This is a genomic window from Cedecea selenatireducens (assembly GCF_042138895.1).
In the GTDB taxonomy this organism is placed as follows: domain Bacteria; phylum Pseudomonadota; class Gammaproteobacteria; order Enterobacterales; family Enterobacteriaceae; genus Cedecea; species Cedecea selenatireducens.
The window spans coordinates 1-25,042 of record NZ_JBHIKW010000007.1 but is presented as its reverse complement, the minus strand read 5'-3'; the positions used below and the strand labels follow the sequence as shown (position 1 = coordinate 25,042).

The 25,042-nt window shown below is 58.0% G+C and carries 22 protein-coding genes; 10 read left to right on the top strand and 12 right to left on the bottom strand.

What is annotated here, in order from left to right; translation table 11 throughout:
* Nucleotides 1–58 precede the first annotated feature (58 nt).
* Nucleotides 59–1,102, top strand: a complete 1,044-nt coding sequence (locus ACE38U_RS12930; protein ID WP_038479271.1) for an NADP(H)-dependent aldo-keto reductase — start codon at nt 59–61, stop codon at nt 1,100–1,102.
* Nucleotides 1,103–1,135: 33 nt separating this feature from the next.
* Here the strand turns inward: ACE38U_RS12930 and lplT are convergent, their stop codons facing one another.
* Nucleotides 1,136–2,332 (bottom strand): lysophospholipid transporter LplT, encoded by a 1,197-nt coding sequence (gene lplT / locus ACE38U_RS12925; RefSeq protein ID WP_375529877.1) that lies wholly within the window; start codon nt 2,330–2,332, stop codon nt 1,136–1,138.
* Nucleotides 2,325–4,484: a bifunctional acyl-ACP--phospholipid O-acyltransferase/long-chain-fatty-acid--ACP ligase gene (gene aas / locus ACE38U_RS12920; protein WP_375529876.1), complete on the bottom strand. Its 2,160-nt coding sequence runs from the start codon at nt 4,482–4,484 to the stop codon at nt 2,325–2,327. The genes lplT and aas overlap by 8 nt, the downstream gene beginning before the upstream one ends.
* 661 nt (nt 4,485–5,145) lie before the next feature.
* Here aas and galR point away from each other — a divergent pair.
* Complete coding sequence (gene galR, locus ACE38U_RS12915; RefSeq protein WP_038479263.1) at nt 5,146–6,156, top strand: HTH-type transcriptional regulator GalR; 1,011 nt, start codon at nt 5,146–5,148, stop codon at nt 6,154–6,156.
* 113 nt (nt 6,157–6,269) lie between these two features.
* A complete protein-coding gene (locus tag ACE38U_RS12910; RefSeq protein ID WP_038479260.1) occupies nt 6,270–7,301 on the top strand; it encodes a LacI family DNA-binding transcriptional regulator in 1,032 nt (343 codons plus the stop codon).
* Here ACE38U_RS12910 and lysA read toward each other — a convergent pair.
* Nucleotides 7,293–8,555: a diaminopimelate decarboxylase gene (lysA, locus tag ACE38U_RS12905; RefSeq protein ID WP_375529875.1), complete on the bottom strand. Its 1,263-nt coding sequence runs from the start codon at nt 8,553–8,555 to the stop codon at nt 7,293–7,295. The two genes, ACE38U_RS12910 and lysA, sit on opposite strands and share 9 nt — an antisense overlap.
* 249 nt (nt 8,556–8,804) lie before the next feature.
* Here lysA and ACE38U_RS12900 point away from each other — a divergent pair, with 249 nt between their 5' ends.
* Nucleotides 8,805–9,728 (top strand): LysR family transcriptional regulator, encoded by a 924-nt coding sequence (locus ACE38U_RS12900; RefSeq protein WP_038479254.1) that lies wholly within the window; start codon nt 8,805–8,807, stop codon nt 9,726–9,728.
* A gap of 1 nt (nt 9,729) precedes the next feature.
* Here the strand turns inward: ACE38U_RS12900 and ACE38U_RS12895 are convergent, their stop codons facing one another.
* From ACE38U_RS12895 to ACE38U_RS12885, 3 genes are all read right to left on the bottom strand, one after another.
* Nucleotides 9,730–10,896 carry an MFS transporter gene (locus ACE38U_RS12895; protein ID WP_038479251.1) on the bottom strand — a complete coding sequence of 389 codons (1,167 nt, stop codon included), beginning with the start codon at nt 10,894–10,896 and terminating at the stop codon, nt 9,730–9,732.
* A gap of 203 nt (nt 10,897–11,099) precedes the next feature.
* Nucleotides 11,100–11,798: an aspartate/glutamate racemase gene (locus tag ACE38U_RS12890; RefSeq protein WP_038479248.1), complete on the bottom strand. Its 699-nt coding sequence runs from the start codon at nt 11,796–11,798 to the stop codon at nt 11,100–11,102.
* A gap of 78 nt (nt 11,799–11,876) precedes the next feature.
* On the bottom strand, nt 11,877–12,815 hold the full coding sequence (locus ACE38U_RS12885; protein ID WP_375529874.1) for a LysR substrate-binding domain-containing protein: 939 nt from the start codon (nt 12,813–12,815) through the stop codon (nt 11,877–11,879).
* Between the two features lie 243 nt (nt 12,816–13,058).
* Between ACE38U_RS12885 and ACE38U_RS12880 the strand changes: the two genes are divergently transcribed.
* Genes ACE38U_RS12880 through ACE38U_RS12865 form a run of 4 tightly spaced genes read left to right on the top strand, consistent with a single transcriptional unit; the run spans nt 13,059 to nt 17,445 of the window.
* Complete coding sequence (locus ACE38U_RS12880) at nt 13,059–14,420, top strand: MFS transporter (protein WP_375529873.1); 1,362 nt, start codon at nt 13,059–13,061, stop codon at nt 14,418–14,420.
* Nucleotides 14,421–14,446: 26 nt separating this feature from the next.
* The gene (gene fae, locus ACE38U_RS12875; protein ID WP_176981149.1) at nt 14,447–14,950 is read left to right on the top strand and encodes a formaldehyde-activating enzyme; all 504 of its coding nucleotides are present in this window, start codon (nt 14,447–14,449) and stop codon (nt 14,948–14,950) included.
* A 9-nt stretch (nt 14,951–14,959) separates the two neighbouring features.
* On the top strand, nt 14,960–16,003 hold the full coding sequence (locus ACE38U_RS12870; protein WP_375529872.1) for an aldo/keto reductase: 1,044 nt from the start codon (nt 14,960–14,962) through the stop codon (nt 16,001–16,003).
* Nucleotides 16,000–17,445 carry an NAD-dependent succinate-semialdehyde dehydrogenase gene (locus ACE38U_RS12865; protein WP_375529871.1) on the top strand — a complete coding sequence of 482 codons (1,446 nt, stop codon included), beginning with the start codon at nt 16,000–16,002 and terminating at the stop codon, nt 17,443–17,445. Before ACE38U_RS12870 ends, ACE38U_RS12865 begins: the two co-directional genes overlap by 4 nt.
* A gap of 485 nt (nt 17,446–17,930) precedes the next feature.
* Here the strand turns inward: ACE38U_RS12865 and ACE38U_RS12860 are convergent, their stop codons facing one another.
* Nucleotides 17,931–19,016, bottom strand: coding sequence for an MFS transporter (locus tag ACE38U_RS12860; RefSeq protein ID WP_375529952.1), 1,086 nt, complete (start codon nt 19,014–19,016; stop codon nt 17,931–17,933).
* A 135-nt stretch (nt 19,017–19,151) separates the two neighbouring features.
* On the opposite strand from ACE38U_RS12860, the gene ACE38U_RS12855 reads away from it, so the two are divergent.
* Nucleotides 19,152–19,919, top strand: a complete 768-nt coding sequence (locus tag ACE38U_RS12855) for an AraC family transcriptional regulator (RefSeq protein WP_375529870.1) — start codon at nt 19,152–19,154, stop codon at nt 19,917–19,919.
* 2 nt (nt 19,920–19,921) lie between these two features.
* Here ACE38U_RS12855 and ACE38U_RS12850 read toward each other — a convergent pair whose 3' ends face one another.
* Both ACE38U_RS12850 and ACE38U_RS12845 read right to left on the bottom strand, forming a co-directional pair.
* Nucleotides 19,922–20,542 (bottom strand): LysE family translocator, encoded by a 621-nt coding sequence (locus tag ACE38U_RS12850; RefSeq protein ID WP_038479230.1) that lies wholly within the window; start codon nt 20,540–20,542, stop codon nt 19,922–19,924.
* Between the two features lie 64 nt (nt 20,543–20,606).
* The gene (locus ACE38U_RS12845) at nt 20,607–21,245 is read right to left on the bottom strand and encodes a TetR/AcrR family transcriptional regulator (protein ID WP_375529869.1); all 639 of its coding nucleotides are present in this window, start codon (nt 21,243–21,245) and stop codon (nt 20,607–20,609) included.
* A 65-nt stretch (nt 21,246–21,310) separates the two neighbouring features.
* On the opposite strand from ACE38U_RS12845, the gene ACE38U_RS12840 reads away from it, so the two are divergent.
* Nucleotides 21,311–22,504 carry a TCR/Tet family MFS transporter gene (locus tag ACE38U_RS12840; RefSeq protein WP_375529868.1) on the top strand — a complete coding sequence of 398 codons (1,194 nt, stop codon included), beginning with the start codon at nt 21,311–21,313 and terminating at the stop codon, nt 22,502–22,504.
* Here ACE38U_RS12840 and ACE38U_RS12835 read toward each other — a convergent pair.
* The 3 genes from ACE38U_RS12835 to ACE38U_RS12825 all read right to left on the bottom strand — a co-directional run bounded on the left by ACE38U_RS12835 (nt 22,501) and on the right by ACE38U_RS12825 (nt 24,729).
* Complete coding sequence (locus ACE38U_RS12835) at nt 22,501–23,178, bottom strand: Rossmann-fold NAD(P)-binding domain-containing protein (RefSeq protein WP_176981143.1); 678 nt, start codon at nt 23,176–23,178, stop codon at nt 22,501–22,503. The genes ACE38U_RS12840 and ACE38U_RS12835 overlap by 4 nt on opposite strands.
* A gap of 25 nt (nt 23,179–23,203) precedes the next feature.
* Nucleotides 23,204–23,773 (bottom strand): TetR/AcrR family transcriptional regulator, encoded by a 570-nt coding sequence (locus ACE38U_RS12830; protein ID WP_176981142.1) that lies wholly within the window; start codon nt 23,771–23,773, stop codon nt 23,204–23,206.
* A 104-nt stretch (nt 23,774–23,877) separates the two neighbouring features.
* A complete protein-coding gene (locus ACE38U_RS12825; protein ID WP_375529867.1) occupies nt 23,878–24,729 on the bottom strand; it encodes an SDR family NAD(P)-dependent oxidoreductase in 852 nt (283 codons plus the stop codon).
* Nucleotides 24,730–25,042 lie beyond the last annotated feature (313 nt).

The window sequence follows — 25,042 nt, the reverse complement described above, 5'->3', positions numbered from 1 at the left end:
TAGACCTTTTGTCGGGTAACGATGCCTGACGTATCAAAAGAACAACAGGAAGCCGGCTATGCACTATCACCGTATCCCCCACAGTTCACTTGAAGTCAGCACGCTGGGGCTGGGAACCATGACCTTTGGTGAACAAAACAGCGAGGCCGATGCCCACCAGCAGCTCGACTATGCCGTCAGTCAGGGCGTGAATCTGATTGATGTCGCGGAAATGTACCCGGTGCCCCCGCGCCCGGAAACTCAGGGCTTAACGGAAAGCTATGTAGGAAGCTGGCTGAAAGCGCGCGGCAACCGCGAAAAGCTGGTTATCGCCTCTAAAGTTAGCGGCCCGGCCCGTAATAACGACGCGGGCATCCGCCCTAACCAGATCCTCGACCGCAAAAACATTCGTGAAGCGCTGGACGCCAGCCTCAAGCGCCTGCAAACCGATTATCTGGATCTTTACCAGGTTCACTGGCCGCAGCGCCAGACCAACATGTTCGGCAAGCTCGGCTACACCTGGAACGACACAACGTCGCTGCCGGTAACGCTGCTGGAAACGCTCGAAGCGCTTACGGAGTGCCAGCGTGCCGGGAAGATTCGCTATATCGGCGTCTCGAACGAAACGGCCTGGGGCGTGATGCGCTACCTGCAGCTTGCTGAGAGACACGATCTGCCGCGCATCGTCACGATTCAAAACCCGTACAGCCTGTTAAACCGTAGCTTTGAGGTTGGCCTGTCTGAAATAAGCCAGCACGAGGGCGTGGAGCTGCTCGCGTATTCTTGCCTCGCCTTTGGCGTACTGTCGGGCAAATACCTGAACGGGGCAAAACCGGCTGGCGCCCGCAACACGCTCTTTAGCCGTTTTACTCGCTACAGCAGCGAACAGTCACAGAAAGCCGTTGCGGCCTACGTCGAGATAGCGAAACGCCATAATCTGGATCCGGCGCAGATGGCGCTGGCCTTCGTTCGCCGTCAGCCGTTTGTCGCCAGCACGCTGCTCGGCGCCACCACGATGGAACAGCTTAAGACCAACCTTGAAAGCCTGAATCTGACGCTAGGTGAAGAGGTGATTGAGGAGATTGAAGCGGCGCATCGGATTTATACTTATCCGGCTCCGTAAGAAAGTTCGGCCCTCCAAAAGAGGGCCTTACTGCTATTTCTGCTTGATTTGCCACAGCCAAAGCGCGCTAATCGCCAGCGCAAACACCGCACCAAACCAGATCCCAATCCCAACAATCGACGCCCCGGTTTTCACCGCCAGCGAGAACAGACCGAGCATCAAAAGCATGGCGGTATTTTCGCCCAGATTCTGCACGGCGATCGCGTTGCCCGCGCCAACGGTGTGCTTGCCGCGTTCCTGGAGCAGCGCGTTAAGCGGCACCACAAAGAAACCACCCAGCAGGCCTATCAGCACCAGTAAGGCATAGGATGGAAGCAGAGCGTGCTGGAGAGCAAAAATAAGCACTCCGACGCCTATCAATATTCCGGCAGGCATGCAGCGGGCAACGGTTTCGAGCGTCACCAGCTTCGCTGCGGCCCCGGCCCCCACCACAATCCCGACCGCAACCATCGCATTCAGGTAGGTAGGCGTGGCGTTATCCGTGATCCCCAATGCAACCGGCACCCACAGCACCAGCAGGAAGCGCAGCGTCACGCCCGCCCCCCAGAACAGGCTGGTACCCACCAGCGAGAATCGCGTTTCCCCGCTGCGCCACAGGCTGCGGCAGGCGAAAAAGAAGCTGTGGGTCATCGGCTTAAAGCGCCAGGACTGACCGGGACGCGCCGCGGCAAGTTTAGGGATAAAGACGTTGGCTATCACCGCCCCGCCGTAAACCAGCGCACAGACCACCAGCGCCGCCGTCAGGTTCCAGTCCGCCAGCACCCCACCGGCCACCGACCCAAGCAGGATAGCGGCAATGGTAGAGGACTCCATCAGGCCGTTGGCTTTCACCAGCCTGTCCCCGGTCGTTAACTCGCCGAGAATGCCGTATTTAGCCGGGGAATAGGCCGCCGCGCCAATGCCTACGAGCGTGTAGCCGACAAAAGGATTCAGCCCCACCGCAATCACCGCCGCGCCGACAAGCTTCATGCTGTTGGCCAGCAGCATCACTCGCCCTTTGGCAAAGCTGTCGGCCACCTGCCCCACAAAAGGTGCAAACAGGATGTAGGCGCCCACAAACACCATCTGGAGCACCGGCTGGCTCCAGTCCGGGTAGAACTGCTGCTTGAGCACTGCGAGCGTCGCAAACAGCAGCGCATTGTCGCCAAAGGCCGATAAAAACTGCGCCGCGGTCACCGCCATCATGCCCCGGGACCACAAAGAACCGCTATTGCCAGCCTGTTCAGCCATGGGCCTTCTCCGCTTCATCAACCTGTGCTTTCAGGGTGACAAAATCTGGTTTTCCGCTGCCCAGCACCGGCAGCTGTTTGAGGAAGCGAATATCGCGCGGCACCGCCAGCTCGGGCACGCCGTGCTCACGCGCATAGCGCAGAAGTTTTTCGCGGTTAAGCTCGCTGTCGGTGGTAAACATCACCAACGCTTCGCCTTTGGCCGTATCGTGCTTAACCACCGTGGCATGCAGTTTGTCAGGCGAAATACCGATCGCCATCTGCTCAACCATCTCAAGTGATACCATCTCCCCGGCGATTTTGGCAAAGCGTTTCGCACGCCCCTGAATCACGCAGTAGCCCTGCTCATCAAAGGTCACGATATCGCCGGTGTCGTACCAGCCTGGCTCCATTTCGCCGAGACTGTTCTCGGCTTCTGGCCGCTCCAGCACGCCTGGATTTTCAACGCGCAGATAGCCGTTCATGATGTTTGGCCCCTTGAGCTGCAGCCTTCCGCCCTGCTCAATGCCGGGCACCGCCAGCAGGCGAGCGTCCATCGCCGGGAGAATACGCCCCACCGTCCCCGGCTTCGCCGCCATCGGCACGTTAATAGAAACCACCGGCGCGCATTCGGTCACGCCGTAGCCTTCCAGAACGCGCAGGCCAAACTTGTCCTGCCACAGCTGTTTGGTGCTTTCCTGCAGTTTTTCTGCCCCGGCGACCACATAGCGCAGGCGGAAGAAATCATAAGGATTGGCAAAGCGCGCATAGTTACCGAGGAACGTCGAGGTGCCAAACACGACCGTACAGTTACGGTCATAGATAAGTTCAGGCACCACGCGATAGTGCAGCGGGCTTGGATAGAGGAACACTTCCGCGCCGGTCAGCAACGGCGTGAACAACCCCACCGTTAGCCCAAAAGAGTGGAACAGCGGCAGCGCGGACATAAAGCGATCGTCAGCGGTAAAGTCAGCGATGGTGCGAATCTGCTCGACGTTGGCCAGCAGGCTCTTATGGCTGTGCACCACGCCTTTCGGGTTGCCCTCCGAGCCGGAGGTAAACAGCACCATCGCCGCGTCTTCCGGCTGCTGTTTCACCTGCGCCAGGCGCGGCGCAAGCAGATGGGCAAAGATCCAAACTTTGTCCTTCGTGGTGACCGTAGATTTCAGATCTTCCAGATACACCCAGCGCACCTGCGTCAGCTGTTCCGGCAGGTGCCAAAGTTTGCCCTTCTCCAGGAACTGGCGAGAGGTGAAGACAGTTTTGATTTGCGCTGCGGTAATCGCGCTGGTCAGCCCTTTTACGCCGGCCGTGTAGTTCATCATCGCCGGAATACGGCCGCGTGAAGAAGCGCCAAAAATTACCGCCGCGCTGATAGCCGCATTCGGCAGCATTAAACCAATAGTTTCGCCCTGCTCGCTGTATTTATCGAGGATTCGGCCCACAAACAGAGTTTTAGTCAGCAGTGAACGGTAGGTATCTGGCTTAAAGTTAATGTCTTCAATGCAGTTTTTGCGTGAACCATAGCGATCTTTTGCCGCCAGCAGAGCCTCAAAAAGCGTCTCGCGCGGACGTACCGCCATTCGCGCTTCCATCATTATCTGATGCAGCATCTCGCCGGCCATTTTGCGGCGATCCCTTGCCCGTGGCGCTTCCGGCATTGCAATGGCGGTTGGCGGCAACAAATGCAGGCTAATACGTGGGAAAGCCCGACGTTTTACCAACCCTTTCAGGCGACTAAAGAAGGTCAGCTCCGCGCCGTCGATACGTAAAGGGACAACCGTTGCCTGGGCTTTTGCCGCCACAAACCCGGCTCCGTCGTAGATTTTCATCAACGAGCCGGTCAGGCTGATACGTCCTTCCGGGAAAATCACTACCGGACGGCCCTGCTCCACCAGGCGAACAAGGTGCTTAATCGACATCGGCTTGGTCGGGTCAAGGGGCACAAAGTCAATCAGCGGCTTGAGCCAGCGCATAAACCACTGCTCGCTGATCGAAGAGTAGACCGCAAACACCGGGCGCACCGGCAGAAACAGCGCGACGAGGATCCCATCCAGAAACGACACGTGGTTTGGAACAATAAGCACCCGCTGTAAATGAAGAACCTGCGGATCGCCGGAAAGGGTTACCCGGAACAGAATGCGGAATAGCGCGCGGAAAAAAGCAAAAAGCATAGCGACTCTCTTTGTCGTCTGTCGGCAAGCGTTAAGTGTAGAGTCGAAGAGTACACCAGATGCGTTAAGTGCGGGAGGGGGCTCAAAAAATGGCAAAAAAAAACCTGCGCATCTGCGCAGGTTGGTGCAAAAGAATTGTACTCAGCAGAGTACCAGGAATTCTCACCAATCAATACCTCTGGGATCTGAATTGTCTCGCGCCACTGGCGGTGAAACCAGCGGCAAAAAGCAAGGGAATGAGCCCAAGTGCAACCAGGTGTTTAAATTCTCGATTCTTGTTACAGGCGGCGGGATTCAGGCAAAAAAAAACCTGCGCATCCGCGCAGGTTGGTGTAATTCATAGGATCAGCAATTAGTCGCTGACTTCACCTATCAATACCTCTGGGACAACAAATGTAGCAGCGACGCCTTCATTTTAGCTACGCTGAAATCGCAACAGCCGACTGCAAAATGTAAGCAAAAATTTGGGCAGAAACGTTTAAAAATCCGCAAGATGCACTAAAAAGAGGCAGCTCGTTGAGACAGGTGTAACCGTTACACGCTTTCGCCTTGATTTTGTTCCAGTTTGCGAGGCATTCGTCAGTTGTTGCCTTGCAGTCACAAGGGTTTTCCGTAACACTAAACGCTGTGTAAACGATTACCCCTAACAGGAAGGTATTTGATGGCGACAATTAAGGATGTAGCTCGGCTAGCTGGTGTCTCTGTCGCCACGGTATCACGCGTTATTAACCACTCTCCAAAAGCCAGCGAAGCCTCAAAGCAGGCGGTGAACAGCGCCATGGAAGCGCTAAACTATCATCCTAATGCTAACGCCCGGGCGCTGGCTCAGCAGGCCACTGAAACCATTGGGTTGATCGTCGGCGACGTTTCCGATCCCTTTTTTGGTGCCATGGTGAAAGCCGTTGAACAGGTCGCCTACCGCACCGGCAACTTCCTGCTGATCGGCAACGGCTACCACAGCGAACAAAAAGAGCGCCAGGCCATCGAGCAGCTTATTCGTCACCGCAGCGCGGCGCTGGTCGTTCACGCCAAAAAGCTCCCGGACGAAGAGCTTATCTCCCTGATGAAGCAGATCCCCGGCATGGTACTGATCAACCGCATCGTGCCAGGGTTCGAACAGCGCTGCGTTGCGCTGGATGACCGCTACGGTGCCTGGCTTGCCACCCGTCATTTAATTCAGCAGGGCCACACCCGCATCGGCTATATCTGCTCAAACCACCAGATTTCCGACGCAGAAGATCGCCTGCAGGGCTACTACGACGCGCTACGTGAACACAATATTCCGATTAACGAACGCCTGGTGACCTTTGGCGAACCCGATGAAAGCGGCGGCGAACAGGCCCTGACGGAGCTGCTGGGGCGTGGCAAAAACTTCACCGCCGTGGCCTGCTACAACGACTCAATGGCCGCAGGGGCAATGGGCGTGCTGAACGACAACGGGATTGATGTTCCAGGCGAGATTTCGCTGATTGGCTTTGATGACGTGCTGATTTCACGCTACGTGCGCCCGAAGCTGACCACGGTTCGCTACCCGATTGTAACCATGGCAACTCAGGCGGCGGAACTCGCACTGGCGCTGGCCGAAAACCAGCCGCTACCGGAAATTACCCACATGTTCAGCCCGACGCTGGTGCGTCGTCACTCGGTCGTGTCCCCGAACGAAAATAGCTAAAGCGTGATCTGGTACGACAATTTGCACGGCCAAACGGCAACGCCGCTTGCGCGCCAAACTCCTGTGATAAACTGCTGTAAAATCGCGACAGCGTCCAGATCGGGAAGGAAACAATGGTAACAATGTTAGATGTCTCGTTACGCGCAGGGGTTTCCAAAGCGACGGTATCTCGCGTGTTAAACGGCACCGGACAGGTTAAAGCAAGCACCCGCGAACAGGTGTTTAAGGCCATGGAAGAGCTGGGCTATAAGCCTAATTTTCTGGCACGTTCGCTCGCCAACCGCAGCAGTAACAGCATCGGGCTGGTTGTCTCCACTTTTGATGGTTTTTACTTTGGCCGCCTTCTGCAGCAGGCTTCACGCCGCACGGAATTCTACGGCAAACAGCTGATCGTCACCGACGGGCACGACACGCCTGAAAAAGAGCTGGACGCCGTGCAAATGCTGGCGGACAGGCACTGTGACGCTATCGTTCTCTACACCCGTTTTATGAGCGAGCGGGCGCTAATGTCGCTGATGAACGCCATCCAGGTACCGCTGGTGGTGATCAACCGCGATGTCACCCTGGCACGTGAACGCTGCGTCTTCTTCGAACAGCAGGATGCCGCCTTTCAGGCCACCGAATATCTGATTCAGCAGGGGCACAGAGAGATAGCCTGCATAACCGTGCCTATCTCCACGCCAACCGGCAAAGCGCGCCTGATGGGCTACCGCAAAGCGCTGCAAAAACATGGGATTGCGTGGGATGAAAACCGGGTGAAATACGGGGATTCGACCATGACAGAAGGGCACCATTTGTGCCAGGAATTGCTGGCCAGCGGCGTAACCTTCAGCGCCCTGTTCTCCTGCAACGACGATATGGCGCTGGGCGCATCCAAAGCGCTGCACCAGGCCGGGATTCGCATTCCGCAGGATATCTCGCTGTTTGGTTTTGATGACGCGCCAAGCGCGCAATGGCTGGAGCCGGCGCTGTCATCCGTCTATCTGCCCATCGACAACATGATTATTACCGCCATCGATCGGGCCATTAAGCTCTCAAGCGGCGAGCCGTTAGAGCCAATCCCGCCGTTTGTAGGTACCCTGGTGCTGAGAGATTCCGTTGCACCCGGCCCCTGGTTCGAGGCCGGAAGAAAGATCTCAAAGTAGCTCGAGCGCCAGCAGCTCCTGAATAGTCTGGCGGCGGCGAATCAGGCGCGCGCTGCCGTTATCAAACAGCACTTCCGGCAGCAGCGGGCGACTATTGTAGTTGGACGACATAGAAGCCCCGTACGCGCCGGTGTCGTGTAGCACCAGGTAGTCACCCGGTTTTACCGGCGGCAGCAGGCGCGTTTCAACCTTGCCGCCTTCCTGCTGGGTAAACACATCCCCGGACTCACACAGCGGCCCTGCCACCACGGTTTCTCTCGGTTGCAGTGAGGCAAGATCGCGACCATCTCCCGCCAGGGCGGAAATATGGTGGTAGCTGCCGTACATAGAAGGACGCATAAGATCGTTAAAACCGGCGTCGATCAGCACAAAGTGACGGGATCCCATATCTTTCACCGCGCGCACCTGCGAAACCAGCACCCCGGCTTCAGCCACCAGGAAACGCCCGGGTTCGATCTCCAGCTTCACCGGGTGCCCCAGATGAGCAGCAATTTTCTCGCGCGCGGCATTCCACAGGCCGTAGTAATGATCGGTGTCGATCGTTTCCTCGCCTTCACGGTAAGGAATAGACAGCCCGCCGCCCGCTGAAATCGCCTCAAGATCCTGCCCGAAGTCGATCACCTGCTGCACCATCGCGCCGCACACCTGCTCGAGGTGGCCATAGTCCACGCCTGAGCCAATATGCATATGAATACCGACCAGGTGGATGCCGTAGCGCTGCATTGCTTCCAGCGCTTTGGGCATATCGCTCAGCCAGATACCGTGCTTGCTGTTTTCGCCGCCGGTGTTGGTTTTTTGGCTGTGACCGTGGCCGAAGCCCGGGTTAATGCGCAGCCAGACTCGGTGGCCCGGCGACACTTCACCGAGCTGGTGCAGCATATCCACGGACCCGATATTGACCGGGATTTTCTGCTCTGCCACCAGCGCCAGCGTGGCGTTATCAATCACGTCGGCGGTAAAAACGATATCGTCCGGATTTTCCAGCGGCTTATAGCCCGCCGCCAGCGCACGCTCGATTTCCCCCTGCGACACCGAATCCACCTTCACGCCCTGCTCACGCATCAGCTTTAGGATGTGAATATTCGAACACGCCTTCTGGGCGAAACGAATCACATCAAACTGGCGCAGCTGAGCAATCTGCTGGCGAATAATTTCAGCGTCATAAACCCATACCGGGCAGCCGAATTCGGCGGGCAGGGTCAGCAGGTTTTGCGCATTCAGCGCGGTGGTGGTGTCGTGCAGCGAGCGAGGCATGGTGAACTCCGGGTAACTGTCATTTCCCTCTATTACGCCACAGAGCGTGAGTGATAAAAAATATCGTTTTCGAGCAAGTCTATTCAAATATGATATGGTTTAGAAATTATCCCCTCACCCTAACCCTCTCCCCAGAGGGGAGAGGGGACAATTCATCCCCCTCCCCCTCATGCAGACCAGGTTTTCCCCCTCGCCCTTCCAGGGAGAGGGCCGGGGTGAGGGTAAAACAACGCCAGCGGACAAAAAAACATGCCAGCCATCAACCTGCGCCACATCGAAATATTTCACGCCGTGATGACCGCCGGCAACCTCACAGAGGCCGCCGGGCTGCTGCGCACCTCCCAGCCCACGGTCAGCCGGGAGCTGGCGCGCTTTGAAAAGCTCATCGGCCTGCAGCTATTCGAGCGCAGCCGTGGCAGGCTTTACCCCACGGTGCAGGGGCTACGGCTGTTTGAAGAGGTTCAGCGATCCTGGTACGGGCTGGACCGCATTATTAATGCAGCGGAAAGCCTGCGTGAATTCCGCCAGGGCGAGCTGTCTATTGCCTGCCTGCCGGTCTTTTCACAATCGTTTTTACCGCGCCTGATACAGCCGTTTCTTGCCCGCTACCCGGATCTCAGCCTGAACATCGTGCCGCAGGAATCGCCGCTGCTGGAAGAGTGGCTTTCCGCCCAGCGCCATGACCTGGGGCTAACGGAGAACGTCAGCACGCCCGCCGGAACAGAACGCCAGACGCTGTTAACCCTGAACGAAGTCTGCGTGCTGCCCGCCGGGCACAGGCTGGCCGGGAAAGCGGAGCTAACGCCGCAGGATTTTGCCGGGGAGAATTACATCAGCCTGTCGCGCACCGACAGCTATCGCCAGCTGCTGGACTCGCTGTTTCAGGAACATGACGTAAAGAGAAGGATGGTGGTTGAAACCCACAGCGCCGCCTCCGTCTGCGCGATGGTTCAGGCGGGTGCTGGCGTGTCTGTCGTCAATCCGTTAACCGCGCTGGATTACCACGAGCGGGGCGTGGTGGTGCGCAGATTCAGCGTGGCGGTGCCTTTTACCGTCAGCCTGATTCGGCCTCTACACCGCCCGACTTCTGCGCTGGTCAGCGCGTTCAGCGACCACCTACAGCGCAGTATGCATCTGTACAGTGACCCGCTAAACGCGCTGCTCAACCGCTAGCTTATTGCTCTGTTACCGGCTGCTGGTGACCGGAGCCGTTGCTGAAGTTAATCAGGCAAATAATCAGCCCGACAACCGCCAATCCGGCGGCGGCCACCGGTACCGCCGTCAGGCCATAACCACGTTCAATCACCGTCCCGCCAACCCAGGCACCCAGCGCATTGCCCACGTTAAAGGCGGCGATATTGAGCGTGGAAACCAGGTTCGGCGCCTCTTTACCGTGCAGCACCACGTTGATTTGCAGCGCAGGCACGGTGGCGAACGCCGCCATCGCCCACAGGAACAGCGTGATTTCCGCGAGCCATGCGCCGTGGCTGGTCCAGCGGAACAGCAGCGAGAAGACGGCAATCAGGCTAAAACTAAGAATCAGGCTGAACGACACGCGCCAGTCCGCCAGCCGCCCGCCCAGGATGTTACCCACCGTCAGCCCCGCGCCAATCAGGAACAGCGTCCAGCTCACGCCCCTCGGCGTGATCCCGGTAACCTGCAGCAGCATCGGCGCCACATAGCTGAACAGCGCAAACATCGCGGCGGAGAAGAACACCGTCATGCTGAGGGACAGCCAAAGTTTGCCGTGCGCCAGCGCCTTGATTTCGCTTTTCAGGTCGGTAGCTTCTTCATCCTTCTGCGACGGCAGGCTGACCACCAGCGCGAGGAAGGCAATCACCCCGATAACGGCCACGCCCCAGAAGGTCGCGCGCCAGCCGTAAAGCTGCCCGAACCAGGTGCCAATCGGCACGCCAAGCACGTTCGCCAGCGTTAAGCCGGTGAACATCAGCGCCACCGCAGACGCCTTGCGCCCGGCCGGTACGAGGCTTGCCGCCACGACGGCACCAATCCCGAAGAACGCCCCGTGGCACAGCGCCGTAATAACGCGCGCCAGCATCAGGAAGTTGTAGCTAAGCGCAAGGGCGCACAGCAGGTTACCGACGATGAAAATCACCATCAGCAAAGTTAACGACAGCTTGCGCGGCAAGCGAGCGGTGAGCAAAGCCATGATTGGTGCGCCGATGGCAACCCCCAGCGCATAGCCGCTGATAAGCCAGCCGGCGACGGGAATGGAGACCTGAAGATCCCCCGCCACTTCGGGCAGCAGCCCCATAATCACGAACTCCGTCGTGCCGATGGCAAACGCACTCATCGCCAGCGCCAGTAAGGAAACAGGCATTGTATAACTCCGGTTGCAGACATGATGAAAAGCCATTGCTGGGCGCAATCGCCTGTAGTGTGAGGTTTTCAGAGGAGCAGCTTTTTAGAATAATGTGCGCTACATAACAAATTTATAACACATAAGCGGCCGGGCATGACCCGGCACGGCGTGGGGGTAAAGCAGAAGTAATATTTAATTTATTGATAGAAAAAGAAAAATGCTTATTCCTCACCGCACATAAAGAGAACTGCATCGGCGGCGTGGATCGCGGCGGTATCAAACACCGGCAGCGGGCAATCCTGCTGGCCGAGCAGCAGGCCAATTTCGGTACAGCCGAAAATAACCCCTTCTGCGCCGAGCGCCTGCAGCTCCTGAATAACCTGCTGATAGTAGCGCTTCGAGTCCGGGTTAATCACCCCGAGGCAAAGCTCATCAAAGATTATCTGATTAATACGCTGGCGCTGGGATGCGTCCGGAATAATAGAGTGGATGCCGAACTGCGCCTGCAGGCGGCCACGATAAAAATCCTGCTCCATGGTATAGCGCGTGCCCAGCAGAGCGACCTGGCTTACCCCGTGCGCCGCAATCACTCGCCCGGTTGCGTCGGCGATATGCAGAAACGGCAGCGCGCAGCGGGACTCAATGTGTTCCGCCACTTTATGCATGGTGTTGGTGCACAGCACAATGCCTTCTGCGCCGGCCTTTTGCAGCCCAAGCGCCGCCTCGGCCAGCATCTCACCGGCCTTGTCCCACTCACCGGAGGACTGGCAGGCCTCTATCTCGTGAAAATCGACGCTGTGCAGCACGATTTTGGCCGAATGCAGCCCACCCAGACGCTGCTTGATCCCTTCATTGATTAACCGGTAGTAGGGAATCGTCGACTCCCAGCTCATGCCGCCCAGCAGCCCAATCGTTTTCATCGCCATCCCCTTATGTCGTTTCCTCCGGTTATAACCCGTATCCCGGCAAGAAAAAAGCCTCCATCAGGAGGCTTCTACTTACCCGACGGCCAGCGCGTCAGGTATGACAGGCGCACCCGGCACTACCGGATCTTCCTCATCCCAGAAACGGGTGACCTCCGCCTGAACCCAGTCACAAAAATAGCCGACCCGCGGCAGATCAAGCTTCCCCTGCGGGATCTCCAGCCAGTAGCCGTTGCCGCTTTCAAGCTCCAGCTCGGCCAGCGGCACCAGTAATCCCCCACGCAGCTCGTTGCGGATCATCATCCGATCCAGCACCGCATAGCCCGCGCCGGTCACGCAGGCGTTGATCACCTGATCTTCGGTGCTGAACTCCAGCCCGCCGGAAAGCAGGCTGTCGTTTTCTCCCGTCGCAGCGAGCCAGCGCGACCAGTTATCCAGCCGGATATCGCCGTTAAGAATATGCAGCTGCGGCTGCGAGGCCAGTGGCGGGAAAACGCCGTCAATCATCAGCAGCGGGCTGGCAACCAGCAGCAGTTTTTCATGGCACAGCCACTGCCCTCGCCCTTCGCTTTCCTTACGTGTGCCAAAGCGGATAGCGCAGTCAAAATCGCTGTATTTCTGCCGGGTTTCGCTGATAAGGGCAATTTGTAGCTGGCCGTTACGCTGGCGAAGCGCCACCAGCCTTGGTGCCAGCCAGCGCGTGGCAAAGGTCGGCGCCACCTGCAGGCGCAGGTGCTGTAAAGGGTTACGCAGCTGAACGTGGCATACCCCTTCTTCCAGAATATCCAGCGACTGGCGCACCACGGGCAACAGCAGCATCGCGTCCTGGGTCAGCTCCAGCCCGCTGTGGGTACGCACAAACAGCAGCTTGCCGAGAAACTCTTCCAGCAGTTTGATTTGCCGACTGGCGGCGCTCTGGGTGATGCACAGCGCCTGGGCCGCCTTGCTAAAGCTAAGCGTCCGGCAGGTCTCTTCAAAGACTCTTAACATACTGAGTGACGGGAGTTTTCTCATTATTGTCGTTATCCACGGGCAAGCGCCAGTCATGTTAATAATATGTTATTAACCTGCCCTGAAACACCATCCCCCGCCGCCCCTATTTCTGTAAAACAGGAGGGCGATCACATGCGTTTTTCGCCTGGGGGTATGACTAAAACGCACTCGCCTGTCGGCGCACTTTGCTGCCACATTGTTAACGCACTTGAAACATAAAAAATACAAATACCCTACAAAAATCCCCTCACAGGAGGATGCGTTATGTCCCACCTGACACAACAGTACACCCGTATGGATGACGTGCCGTTAAACCGTTTCCATATCAAAATCGCCGGCCTCACCTTCGGCGCGCACTTCACCGACGGCTACGTGCTGGGCGTGATCGGCTTCGCGCTGGCCCAGATCAAGCCGCAAATGGGGCTGACCCCCTTTTGGGAAGGGATGCTCGGCAGTTCGGCGCTGATCGGCCTGTTTCTCGGCAGCCTGGTGCTCGGCTGGATCTCCGATTACGTTGGTCGCCAGAAGATCTTCTGCTTCAGCTTCGTCGTTATCACGCTCGCCTCGGCGCTGCAGTTCTTCGCGACCACGCCAGAACAGTTGTTCTTCTTGCGGGTAATGGTCGGTATCGGCCTCGGCGGCGATTTCTCCGTCGGCCACACCATGCTGGCGGAGTTCTCCCCGCGTAAACATCGCGGCGTGCTGCTCGGCTCATTCAGCGTGATCTGGACCTTCGGCTACGTGGCCGCAGGCTTCGCCGGGCATTTCTTAACGGCGCTTGGCCCGGATGCCTGGCGCTGGCTGCTTTCCTCTTCGGCGCTGCCTGCCCTGCTTATTCTGCTGATGCGCATCGGCACGCCGGAATCTCCACGCTGGCTGATGGGTAAAGGACGACGAGAACAGGCGATGGCTATCGTCCATAAATACTTCGGCCCTAACGTGCTGCTGGTAGATGAAGCCCCGGTCGCCTCAAAGCAACGTTTTATGTCGCTGTTCGGCCCGAAATACCGTCGCCGCACCGCCTTTAACAGCCTGTTTTTCGTCTGCCTGGTTATCCCTTACTTCGCCATCTACACCTTCCTGCCGTCGATTTTGCAGGTGATGGGGCTGAACAATAACTTCACCACCGACCTGCTGCTGAACGGCCTGCTGATCGTCGGCGCGCTGACCGGGATCCTGCTGACCGTAGTGTGCTCACGCCGTGGTTTCCTGATCGGTTCCTTCGTGTTCCTCGCCGCCTGCCTGGTGATGCTCAGCGTCATCCCGGTGAGCCAGTCCGGCTGGTTAATTCTGTTTTTTGCCGCCTTCACGCTGGTGATGTCGGCGGTCAGCAATCTGGTGGGCGTCTTCCCGGCCGAAAGCTTCCCAACGGAAGTGCGTTCGATGGGCGTGGGTTTTGCCACCTCTATGAGCCGCCTGGGCTCTGCCATCGGCACCGGCTTGCTGCCGCTGGCCATTCTGAATTACGGCATGCAGGCCACCACCGGCATGCTGGCACTGGTGCTCGTCATCGGTGCCGTTGTCTCTCTCGCCTGGGCGCCTGAAACCAAAGGGCTAACCCTTGTCGATGCCGCTCACGACCCGGCCCAGCGCCACGGCAATGCCGCCGCTGAACCGGCTAAATAACGCTCACGCTTAACAGGAGAAGTCTCGTGGAAATGTATATCGGAGAAGGGTTTGAAGGTAACGGCGTTAACGCCTCGCACATCAACATCATGATTGGCCCGCGCAGCGGCGTCGTCGGCCAGGCGTTTTCCAGCAGCCTCGCCTCACCAAGCCAGGGCCACTGCCCGTTTATGGTGGTGATTAAGCCTAACGTCCCGGCCAAGCCGATGACGCTGTACGTCAACAAAGCGGAAATCAGCGGCGAGCTGCACGGCAATGCCACCTGGGGCGCGTCCCAGGCCGCCATCGCCAAAGCGGTAACCGAAGCGCTGCTGGACGGCACGCTGCCAGCGGAAGCAGAAGACGAATGGTGCATCGTCACCGCCAACTGGGTGAACCCAGGCTGTAACGACATCGACGAGGTTTACCACAATAACTACAACGCCTGCCGCCAGGCCATTCGCGCAGCGATGGGCAAATTGCCGCAGCGCAGCCAGATTGCTGACGCCCTGCCGCAGCTCGGCAACCCTTTCTACACCCCAAAAGCCTGAGGAGGCGAAATGGAATACGTCAACCTGGGCCACAGCGGCCTGAAAGTCTCTCGCCTGTGCCTCGGCACCATGAACATGGGCAGCAAACAGTGGAAGCCGTGGATTTTTGACGAATCACAAAGCGAGCCGCTGATCCGCCACGCGCTGGAGTCCGGCATCAACTTTATCGACCTCGCCGACTTCTACTCCAGCGGTGCCGGGGAAGAAGTGGTCGGCAACGTGTTAAAACGTATTGCCCGCCGCGACGACCTGGTCCTCACCACCAAAGTGGGCTACCCGATCGGCACCGGCTTTAATAACCAGGGGCATTCACGCAAGCACATTATGGAGAGCATTGACGGCAGCCTGAAGCGCCTCGGCACCGACTACGTCGATATTTACATGCTGCACTACTTCGACGTGAACACGCCTATTGAAGAGACCTGGGCGGCAATGAACGACATCGTGCGCAGCGGCAAAGCGCGCTACGTCGGCGTCTCCACCATGTACACCTGGCAACTGGCGAAAATCCTCTGGTGCTGCGAGCGCAACGGCTACGCAAAACCAATCAACATGCAGCTACAGCTGAACTGCGCCTACCGCGAAGAAGAGCGGGAAATGATCCCCTTCTGCCGCGACCAGGGGCTCGGCGTTTCGGTGTTCAGCCCGCTCGCCCGCGGCCTGCTGAGCTGCGACTTTACCTCCGTGCGCAACCAGACCGACTTCTTCACCCAGGAAATGTATGCGGATGCCACCTCCCGCAATGTCGCCCAGTCCGTGAGCCACGTGGCCCAGCTGCGCGGCCTGCCTCCGGCGCAAATCGCGCAGGCCTGGGTTCTGAACCATCCCGGTGTGGACTGCATGCTGGTTGGCGCGGATTCCGTGCAGCAAATTGACAGCGCGATTGCCGCACTCGGCACCCCGCTCGCTGAAGACGAGCGCTACGAGCTGGAGCGCAACTACACGCCGTGCGACGTCATCAATGACTACACCGCAGGCAAACGCATCGCGCGAGAAGGCCGTACCGCACGCGGCTTGTTTATCGACAACGTAACGACAAGGAATATCGCATGAGCAACTTTGACGCCCTGGTTCGAACCGGCTGGTACTGCAACGGTGAATGGCGGGATGCCGCCGAGCGCTACGCTGTTTTAAACCCGGCAACCGATGAAGTTGTTGCCCAGGTGGCAAACGCCGGAGCAAAAGAGACCGAGTCGGCGATTGCCGCAGCCCATGCCGCCCTGCCCGCGTGGCGAGCGCTAACGGCCAAAGCCCGCTCGCAGATCCTCCAGCGCTGGTTCGCGCTGATCATGGAGCATCAGGCCGAACTGGCGGAACTGATGGTGACCGAACAGGGCAAAGTGCTGGCGGAAGCCAAAGGCGAAGTGGCCTATGCCGCAAGCTTTATCGAATGGTTTGCCGAAGAAGCCAAACGTGCCAACGGCAAAACCATCCCGTCGCCGAAGGCCGGAAACCAAATCCTCACCTTCAAAGAGCCGGTTGGCGTCGTGGCGGCCATCACCCCGTGGAACTTCCCGCTGGCGATGCTGACCCGCAAGCTCGGCCCTGCGTTGGCGGCTGGCTGTACCGCCGTAATTAAGCCAGCAAACGAAACGCCGCTCTCCGCCTTCGCGCTTATCGTGCTGGCAGAACAGGCTGGTGTCCCGGCGGGCGTAATCAATGCCGTGACTGGCGACACGGTGGCTATCGGCAGCACGCTGATGGCAAGCCCGACGGTGCGTAAAATCTCTTTCACCGGCTCCACGCCAACCGGCAAATTGCTGATGCGCCAGGCGGCGGATACCGTGAAAAAACTGTCGCTGGAGCTGGGCGGCAACGCACCTTTTATCGTCTTTGACGATGCGGACATTGATGCCGCCGTGGAAGGCGCCATGGCCGCTAAGTTCCGCAACAGCGGGCAAACCTGCGTGTGCGTCAACCGCTTCTACGTCCAGGACGGCGTGTATGAGCAGTTTGTTGAGAAACTCGCCGCCGCCGCGCAAGCGCTGAAAGTTGCGCCGGGCATGACGCCGGGAGCCCAGCAGGGGCCGCTGATTCACCAGAAAGCGGTTGAAAAAGTGGAAGCCCACGTGAAGGACGCTTTGCAGCACGGAGCACGCCTGCTGTGCGGCGGCGAACGTCACGCTCTCGGCGCATCGTTCTTCCAGCCAACCGTGCTGGCGGATGCCACCGAAGCCATGCTGCTGGCGCGCGAGGAAACTTTCGGCCCGCTGGCGGCCTGCTTCCGCTTTAGCGATGAACTGGAGGCTATCGAACGCGCCAACGCCACGCCGTTCGGCCTTGCGGCCTATCTCTACACCCGCGATCTGGCTCGCGCCTTCCGCGTCACGCGGCAGTTAGAAAGCGGTATGGTCGGCGTAAACGAAGGGATTATCTCCACGGAAGTGGCACCTTTCGGCGGCGTGAAGGAGTCCGGCCTCGGCCGCGAAGGCTCCGACTGCGGGCTGGAAGAGTACCTGGAGACTAAGTACGTGAATCTGGGTGGGTTGCTGTAGCAGCGAATACGGATTGTGTTGAATCGGTTATGGTCTGTGTTGGATCGGCTAAGGTTCCGTTCACTACCAGGTCTGTCTTATATGCAGCCACCGGACCGGGCCTCGCTTTCTCTTCGGCGCCGATTTAAACCACAACGTCGCTTCCTACCCACACCCTAACCCTCTCCCTGGAAGGGAGAGGGAATAAAAAATGTTCCACGTTGGCTGTTTTCCCCCTCTCCCTTCCAGGGAGAGGGAATAAAAAATGTTCCACGTTGGCTGTTTTCCCCCTCTCCCTCTGGGAGAGGGCCGGGGTGAGGGTCGGTTTACCGCTTCAGCGGCGATGAGCTCGCCGGGCGCCGGGGCTGTTCGGGGGATGGCGTAATACCACCTGACACATTCACCGTGCTCTGAATGTGCATGGGAAATAGATAGATGGGTGAACGGAATCTAAGCTGGTTTTACATAATCGTGACTATCTCCGACTAAGAGGCAATCGGGCAGCGTTAACTCCCCCTATACCTCCACCCCACAAGCACAATCCCCACGGCGCAAACCACCAGCGTAATCCCAAGCTGCTGGCCCCAGCCGGATACCATCAGCCCGCTGCCAATCAACAGGTAATAGGCGAAGCCGAACAGCGCCCCGGCCGTCCCCCGGCAATAGGTATAAGCGCCAAGCGCGGTGCTAAGCACCACCGGAATAGCCATCGAGAACGCGACCATAACCAGAAACATCGGTGCCAAAAACCAGATGCTGTGCATCAATCCCCAGACGCCAACACTTCCCGCCAGACCTATGCCACTGGCTAAATTCAGCAACGCTTTGGCATTCAGACTCCGTTTCATCAGAATATGATTAAGCTGTGCCCCCACCAGAGAACCCAGCGCCAGCACGCCGCCCGTCAGCCCAAAAGCGGCGGGCCCAAAGCCTAAGGACTGGAACAGAAACGGCGCCAGGCTGTAGTAGCTGAAAAGGCTGATATTGAACAACGCCACCAGCCCGGTTGCCCGCCAGATTTCCGGGTCTTTCAGCATACGTTGCACAACCGCGCCAAAAGCATGTCGGGCGTGCTGCGACGGCCTCGTTTCCTCAAGCTGTCGCGCACTCCAGGTCAGCAGAATAACGGCCAACCCGAACAGCAGGTAAAATACCCCCTCGTAGCCTGCGGCGGAGACAATAATGCCGCCCAGCCAGAGGCCCAGGGCCGGGCTCACGGCCAGCGCAATGCCCATAAAAGAAAATATCCGCGCCAGCTCGCCGCCGCTAAAACGGTCGCGTAAAACCGTCTGGGTCACCACGGAGCCGGTGGCCGCGCCAAAGGCCGCCAGCATCCGAGCCGCCAACAGCAGCATAAAATGCGAAGTCATCAGGGCCGCCGCCGCGCCTGCCGCATAGCACAGCAGCCCAAGCAGCAGCGCCGGTTTGCGGCCTAAAAGGTCACACATTCGCCCCCAAAACAGCACGCCTGCGGCAAAGCCAAAAAAGTACAGCGAGAGCGTCCAGCCCGCATCCTGGGCGGTAACAGAAAAATGCCGGGCGATATCGGTCAGCGCCGGGCTATAAAGGGTTTCCACAATCTGCGGAAACATCAGCAGCGCGGTTAATAGCGCTATTCCACGGTGTATGTTCACCCTGCGTCCTCCATTAAAAGAGGCGCTATTGTAGGAAAACGGCGAATGCACCATTATAAACATCAGGACATTTAATAGCGGAAATCGGACATTATGAGCTGGCTAAGCGCGGACGCGGAATTTAACCCTGATACGCTGGATAACAGCGTGATTGGCGTGCAGGCTGAACTTGGGGATCATGATTCCGGGCTGCATCGGCACCGTATGGGGCAACTGCTGTTTACCCGGGAAGGCTGCGTAAAGCTCACGCTGGATGAAGGCCGGATGCTCTCTTTACTGCCGCCGGGAAAAGTCGCCTGGCTGCCGGGAGGCGTGAGCCACCGCGCCGAAATGAAAAGTAGCGTGGCCTACCGCTCAATCTGGTTTAACACGGAGCGTTACCCCACGCTGCCAGCCAACGCGCTGGTGCTCAACGTCACGCCGTTGCTCAATGAACTGCTGGAAAGGATCTCGGCCAGCCCGTGGGCAACAAATTGGGAACAAGGCGCGCCGATGCACATGGCCGCCTTGTGCGTAACAGAGCTACAGGCAGCAAGGGAAGAGCCGATGACGCTACGCTTCCCGCAGGATAAACGCCTGCGACACCTGGCGGGTGACACGCTACCGCCACGACTCAACGAACTGGCCGCCGTGACCGGTGCGAGCGAGCGCACCATTGGCCGTATTTTCCGCCGGGAAACTGGCCTCTCCTGGCAGCAATGGCGGCAGCAGTGGCGCTTAATGAAAGCCGTGGAAATGCTGGCAAGCCACGCGCCAATTACCGCCGTGGCCGGAGAGCTTGGCTTTTCAAGCGACAGCGCCTTTATCTACTTTTACCGCAGCATGACCGGGCAAACGCCGGGCATGCTGACGGCGAAATAGGCTTAGCGTCGGCTAATTGCCAGCTTCGCGGCAAACAGCAGAAACACGCAGCCGGTGACGCGATCCATCCACATCACGACCCCTGGTTTTTTGAGCACGCCCGAGGCATAGCGCGTGGCAAGAATCAGGGTCAGTGACCATAGCGTGCCGAGCACGACGTGAATGGAAACCAGCAGAAAAGTCCAGAGGATAGGGGAGTGACCGGAGGGAATAAACTGCGGCAGGAAGGAGACGTAAAAGACGCCCATTTTCGGGTTAAGCACGTTGCCCAGCATCCCGCGAAGAAACCAGTTATTGGCACGCGTTGGCTCCCCGGCAGCAAGGCTAAAGCTCTGGCGAGGACGCAAAAGCAGCTGAATACCCAGCCAGCATAAATACGCCGCACCGCACCACTTCAGCAAGCTGTAGGCAAGTTCAGACACCGCTAACAAAGCGCCAAGCCCAAAGGCAACCAAAGCCCCCCAGACAAAACAGCCCACGTCGATACCGAGCGCGGCATGAAGGGCTTTTTTGCCACCTTCGGCGGCAGCGGTTCGCAGGATAAGTGCGGTATCAAGGCCGGGAGTCAGCGTGAGCAGCGTGGCGGCAAGCGTAAAGGCGATAAGAGCATCGGTGACGGACATTTTTCTAACTCCGAAAACGATAAATCTACTGAAATTCCCTCAGCCCGGCAACGCCCTGATGGCGTTATTTTTTGCCGTAAACCGTGCCGCTCATCGCCGCGATAACGCCAGCGATTCCTCTGTCGATCATCTCAAGAAACACGGCTTCAGCGGCTGCGTTGTCCAGCGTTTGGCCAAAGGTTCGGTGCGCCTGAATCAGCGCCGCACTCCAGGTCGCCAGCACCAGCGCTGCCGCCAGCTGGGTTTGTGCGTCATGCTTTTCAAGGCCAGCGCCAGCGGCCAGCTCTTCGGCAAGCACCTGGGTAAACTCGTCTCGTATCTCTCTGGCCCGGGCCTTAAGCGCCGCGCTGTTTTCAATCGTCGAGACAAACCCCTGCCCCGCGACGGAGAAGGCCACCACCGGGCTATTCTGCACGACAAGCTGATGGGCAAAACGACGCAGCGCTTCCAGCGGGCCAGCGTTTTTATCGCCCTCATTCAGAGCAGTACGCAGCATCTCCAGCCCCTCTTCTTCACGATCAAAGAACATGTCTTCTTTACGCGGGAAGTGGTTAAACACCGTCATCCGCCCCACTTTTGCCGCCGCGGCAATCTCATCAATCGTCACCTGCTCAAAGCCCTTTTCCAGAAACAGCCGGGTTGCGACGTTAGAAATTTTTTGGCGGGTGGCGAGACGGTTAAGCGTACGGCGATCGAGAGACATTGACAGAATCCTGATGAATGGATGATTATGTACCGAGTATATATTGGTACTTAGTACAGGTAAACATGAACAAAGCGCTGGTTGTTATTTTCTCCGCCATTTGCCTCGATGCCGTCGGCATCGGCCTGGTGTTTCCCATTCTGCCGCGCCTGCTGGAAGAGGTAACGCATACGTCGGATATTGCCCACTGGATAGGCATCATGACCGCGCTGTATGCCCTGATGCAGTTTATCTTTGCCCCGCTGCTGGGCGCGTTGAGCGACAACTATGGTCGTCGACCGGTGTTGCTGGTGTCCCTTGCAGGGGCCGCCGTGAACTACCTGATTATGGCCTTTGCGCCTCATCTGTGGATGTTGCTGTTGGGCCGGGCCATTGCCGGACTCACCAGCGCCAACGTCTCGGTGGCGATGGCTTACATCACCGACGTCACGCCGGCGGATAAACGCGCCCGCCGCTTCGGGCTGTTTAACGCCATGTTTGGCGCCGGATTTATCATCGGCCCGGTGCTGGGCGGCCTGCTCGGCGATTACTGGGTACGGCTGCCGTTTATCGCCGCGGCGGTACTGAACACCTGTAACCTGCTGATGGCGCTGTTTATGCTGCCAGAATCCCGCACGCCGGAACGTCAACGATTTAGTTTTGCGGTGCTTAACCCCTTGCAGCCCCTACGCCGGATTTTCACCCTGAAAGGGCTTATCCCAATTGCGATGGTCTTTTTTATTCTCAGCGCGACGGGCGAAGTGTACGGCACCTGCTGGGCGCTCTGGGGGTCTGATACCTTCGGCTGGAACGGCCTGTGGATTGGGCTTTCTCTGGGCGCTTACGGTATTTGCCAGACGCTCACGCAGGCGTTGCTTCCCGGCCCGATTACCCGCTGGCTGGGCGAGCGTGGCGCGGTGCTGTTTGGCATCTTTAGCTCGTGTATTGCGCTGGCGATGCTGGCCTTTGTGCAGCAGGGCTGGCAGGTATTTGTGATTATGCCGCTGTTCGCGCTGGGCGGCGTTGGGGCTCCTGCCCTGCAGGCGTTAGCCACCCGCAAGGTGGATGAAGCCAGCCAGGGGCAACTGCAGGGCATTCTGGCTTCGGCGGTCAGCCTGGCGTCTATCATTGCTCCGCTGGGGTTTTCAAGCTTCTACTTTGTGGTGCAGAAAGCGTGGCCGGGCGCTATCTGGCTGTCGGTGATTGTGGTGTACATCATCGCCGTCCCGCTAGTGTTACTCAGTACCCGCCGCAGAAAAGCGGCCGAAAGTCCGGCTTAGCTGCGGCGGTCGGCGCAGGCCACTATGTCCGGCTTCGCCATGATGGTTTTATTCACGCCAAAACGCGTGATGTTCAGCATCGCGTTGCCGATGTCGATAATCGACAAAAAGCGCTTCCCGGTGGTGGCGCTGATAAGGCGCATCACTGGGGCAATGACGGTATATAAAGCCCGGTATGCAGGAGTACGGGACTGCACTTCCGGCGTCGGCAGAATAAACGCCGGACGGAAAATGGCAGCGTTGCCCGGGAACAGCGCCAGCAATTTGTTTTCCACTTCTCCCCGCACGCGAGCCCACATCTGCGAACTCTTTCCGCTGCTGTCTGCACCCGCGCCGGAGACATAAACAAACTTCATCTGCGGGCTTTGGGATTTCAGCTGCTCTGCAACCTGCAGCGTCATGTCGTAGGTCATACGTCTGTACACCGCTTCACTGACGCCAGAGGAGCTGATCCCAGCGCAGAAGAAACACGCATCAACGTCGCTGAACAGAGGGTCGGCAGCATCGAAATCCATCAGATCGCCGTTCACCACATAGTGGATGCGGGAGTCATGCTCACCTTCAGGCTGCTTCCTGACGAGCAGGATAATGTCGCTGACGTCTTTTGCCGCCAGGCTTGCCAGCAGCACGCCCTGCCCGACCATACCGCCGGAACCTACAATCACAATTTTCATGGCTCTTTCCTGGAAACTTGATGAGTTAAGCCGCAATCGCGTTCCACATCATGCGAAAGCCAAGCTGCAACAATGTCTCTTTATCTGCCGGATGCCTGGCGATTTGCTCGCTGGTGGCATCGGAAATATTTTGAATAATGGCGTAGATAAACGTTTTACTGTCGGTGACAAACAGCGACTGCTTTATCGCCTCATCAAACATTTTATCCGCCTGATTCAGCGCCTCTGGCGTGCTGGCGAGCGTTTCCGGCGTCAGCAGATCCGACACCGTCAGCAGCCTGAGCACCTGTTTGCCCTGAGGATTTTTCAGCGACCATTCCGTATAACCTCGCCAGATGTGCGCCATTTGCGTGCGGAAGTCGGCATCTTTTGGGTAGCCGGTCACCAGCAGGTCGGACATATCCTGCTTCAGCATTAAATAGACTTCGTTTAGCAACTGCTCTTTGGTGGGGAAGTAGGTAAACAGCGTGCCAACCGCCACCCCCGCCCGTTTTGCAATGCTGGCCGTTGTAGCCGACAGACCGCTCTGCGCAACAATTTCTACCGCTGCATCCAGAAGTGCCGCCTGTTTTTGCGGGCTTAGGGGTCTTGCCATTCCAACGTCTCCGGGGTTAATAAAATCTCCGCACAGTGTAATAGATTTCGCCGCCAGGGTTTGAGCTTTGCCCCCGCATTCACACCCGGCGGGGGCTGAAAACATTACTCAGGAATAAATCCGGTTTTGCCTTCAATCACCACCGAGACAGACACCGCTTTTTGCTCCTCCAGCGACTGCAGGCTCTTCTCATAGCTGCCTTTGAGGATCTGGAAAGCATCGGCACCCAGCACGGTTCTCAGCGGCGGTTCGGCCTGCTGGCTCAGCGTATAAATAGCATCGGCCATTTTCTGAGGGTCACCGGCGTTGCTCTCTTCACCATGCTCGGCAATCCAGCGGCGCAGCTGGCCCACGGTGCCATTTTTGTAGGCGTCGGACTCTTCGGTCCAGCGCACGTTCGCCTGGAAGTTAGTTTTGATCGAACCGGGCTCAATGATTTGCACCTTGATATTGAACTCCGCCACTTCCTGCGCCGTGCTTTCGGCAAACCCTTCCAGGCCATATTTTGCCGCATGGTAGAAGGCCCCACCGGGGAAGGCAACACGGCCGCCCATGCTGGTGATATAGATCAGACGACCTTGTTTTTTAGCACGTAACGCAGGCAGGAATGCGCGGGTGATGTGCACCGGGGAAAGCAGATTCAGGGCAAACTGATGCTCGATTTCCTGCCCGGTGAACTCTTCCATCGCCCCGATAATCGCCCCGCCGGCGTTATTGACGATGACGTCGCTATCGCCGTGCTTTTGAGCGATGGCAGGCAGGCTGGCATAGTCGGTCACGTCCAGTTTTTCAACGGTGAGCTGCCCGGCAAACTGCTGCTGCAGCTCGGCCAAAGCGGCAGGATTACGTACCGCGGCCACGACGGTATTGCCCGCCTCCAGCACGCGACGGGTCAGCGCCAGGCCCAGGCCACCGGAAGCTCCGGTAATAAACCACTTTTCAGTTTTAGACGTCATCTTTGTATCCTCGGTTGATAAGCGCGGCGCGTGGCCTGGCGGCTGTCTGTTGTGAGTGTTGTGGCCATCATTAAATGACTGACCACTCACTCAATTATAGAACTGGTGATTTAATTTGCAATACGCGGGCGTGAAATTTATCCATTGGTTAAGCCAGGCAGAGAAGAAAAGACTGGTTTATCAATCCGCTGAGACAAGATTTTTTTGATGTGGCAGCGAGCCTGGCCGATAACACGGCACATTGGTCTGGAAGGCATCCTTCAACACTACCCACGCCACAATAAACAACGCATCAATAATAAAAGCCCCGGAG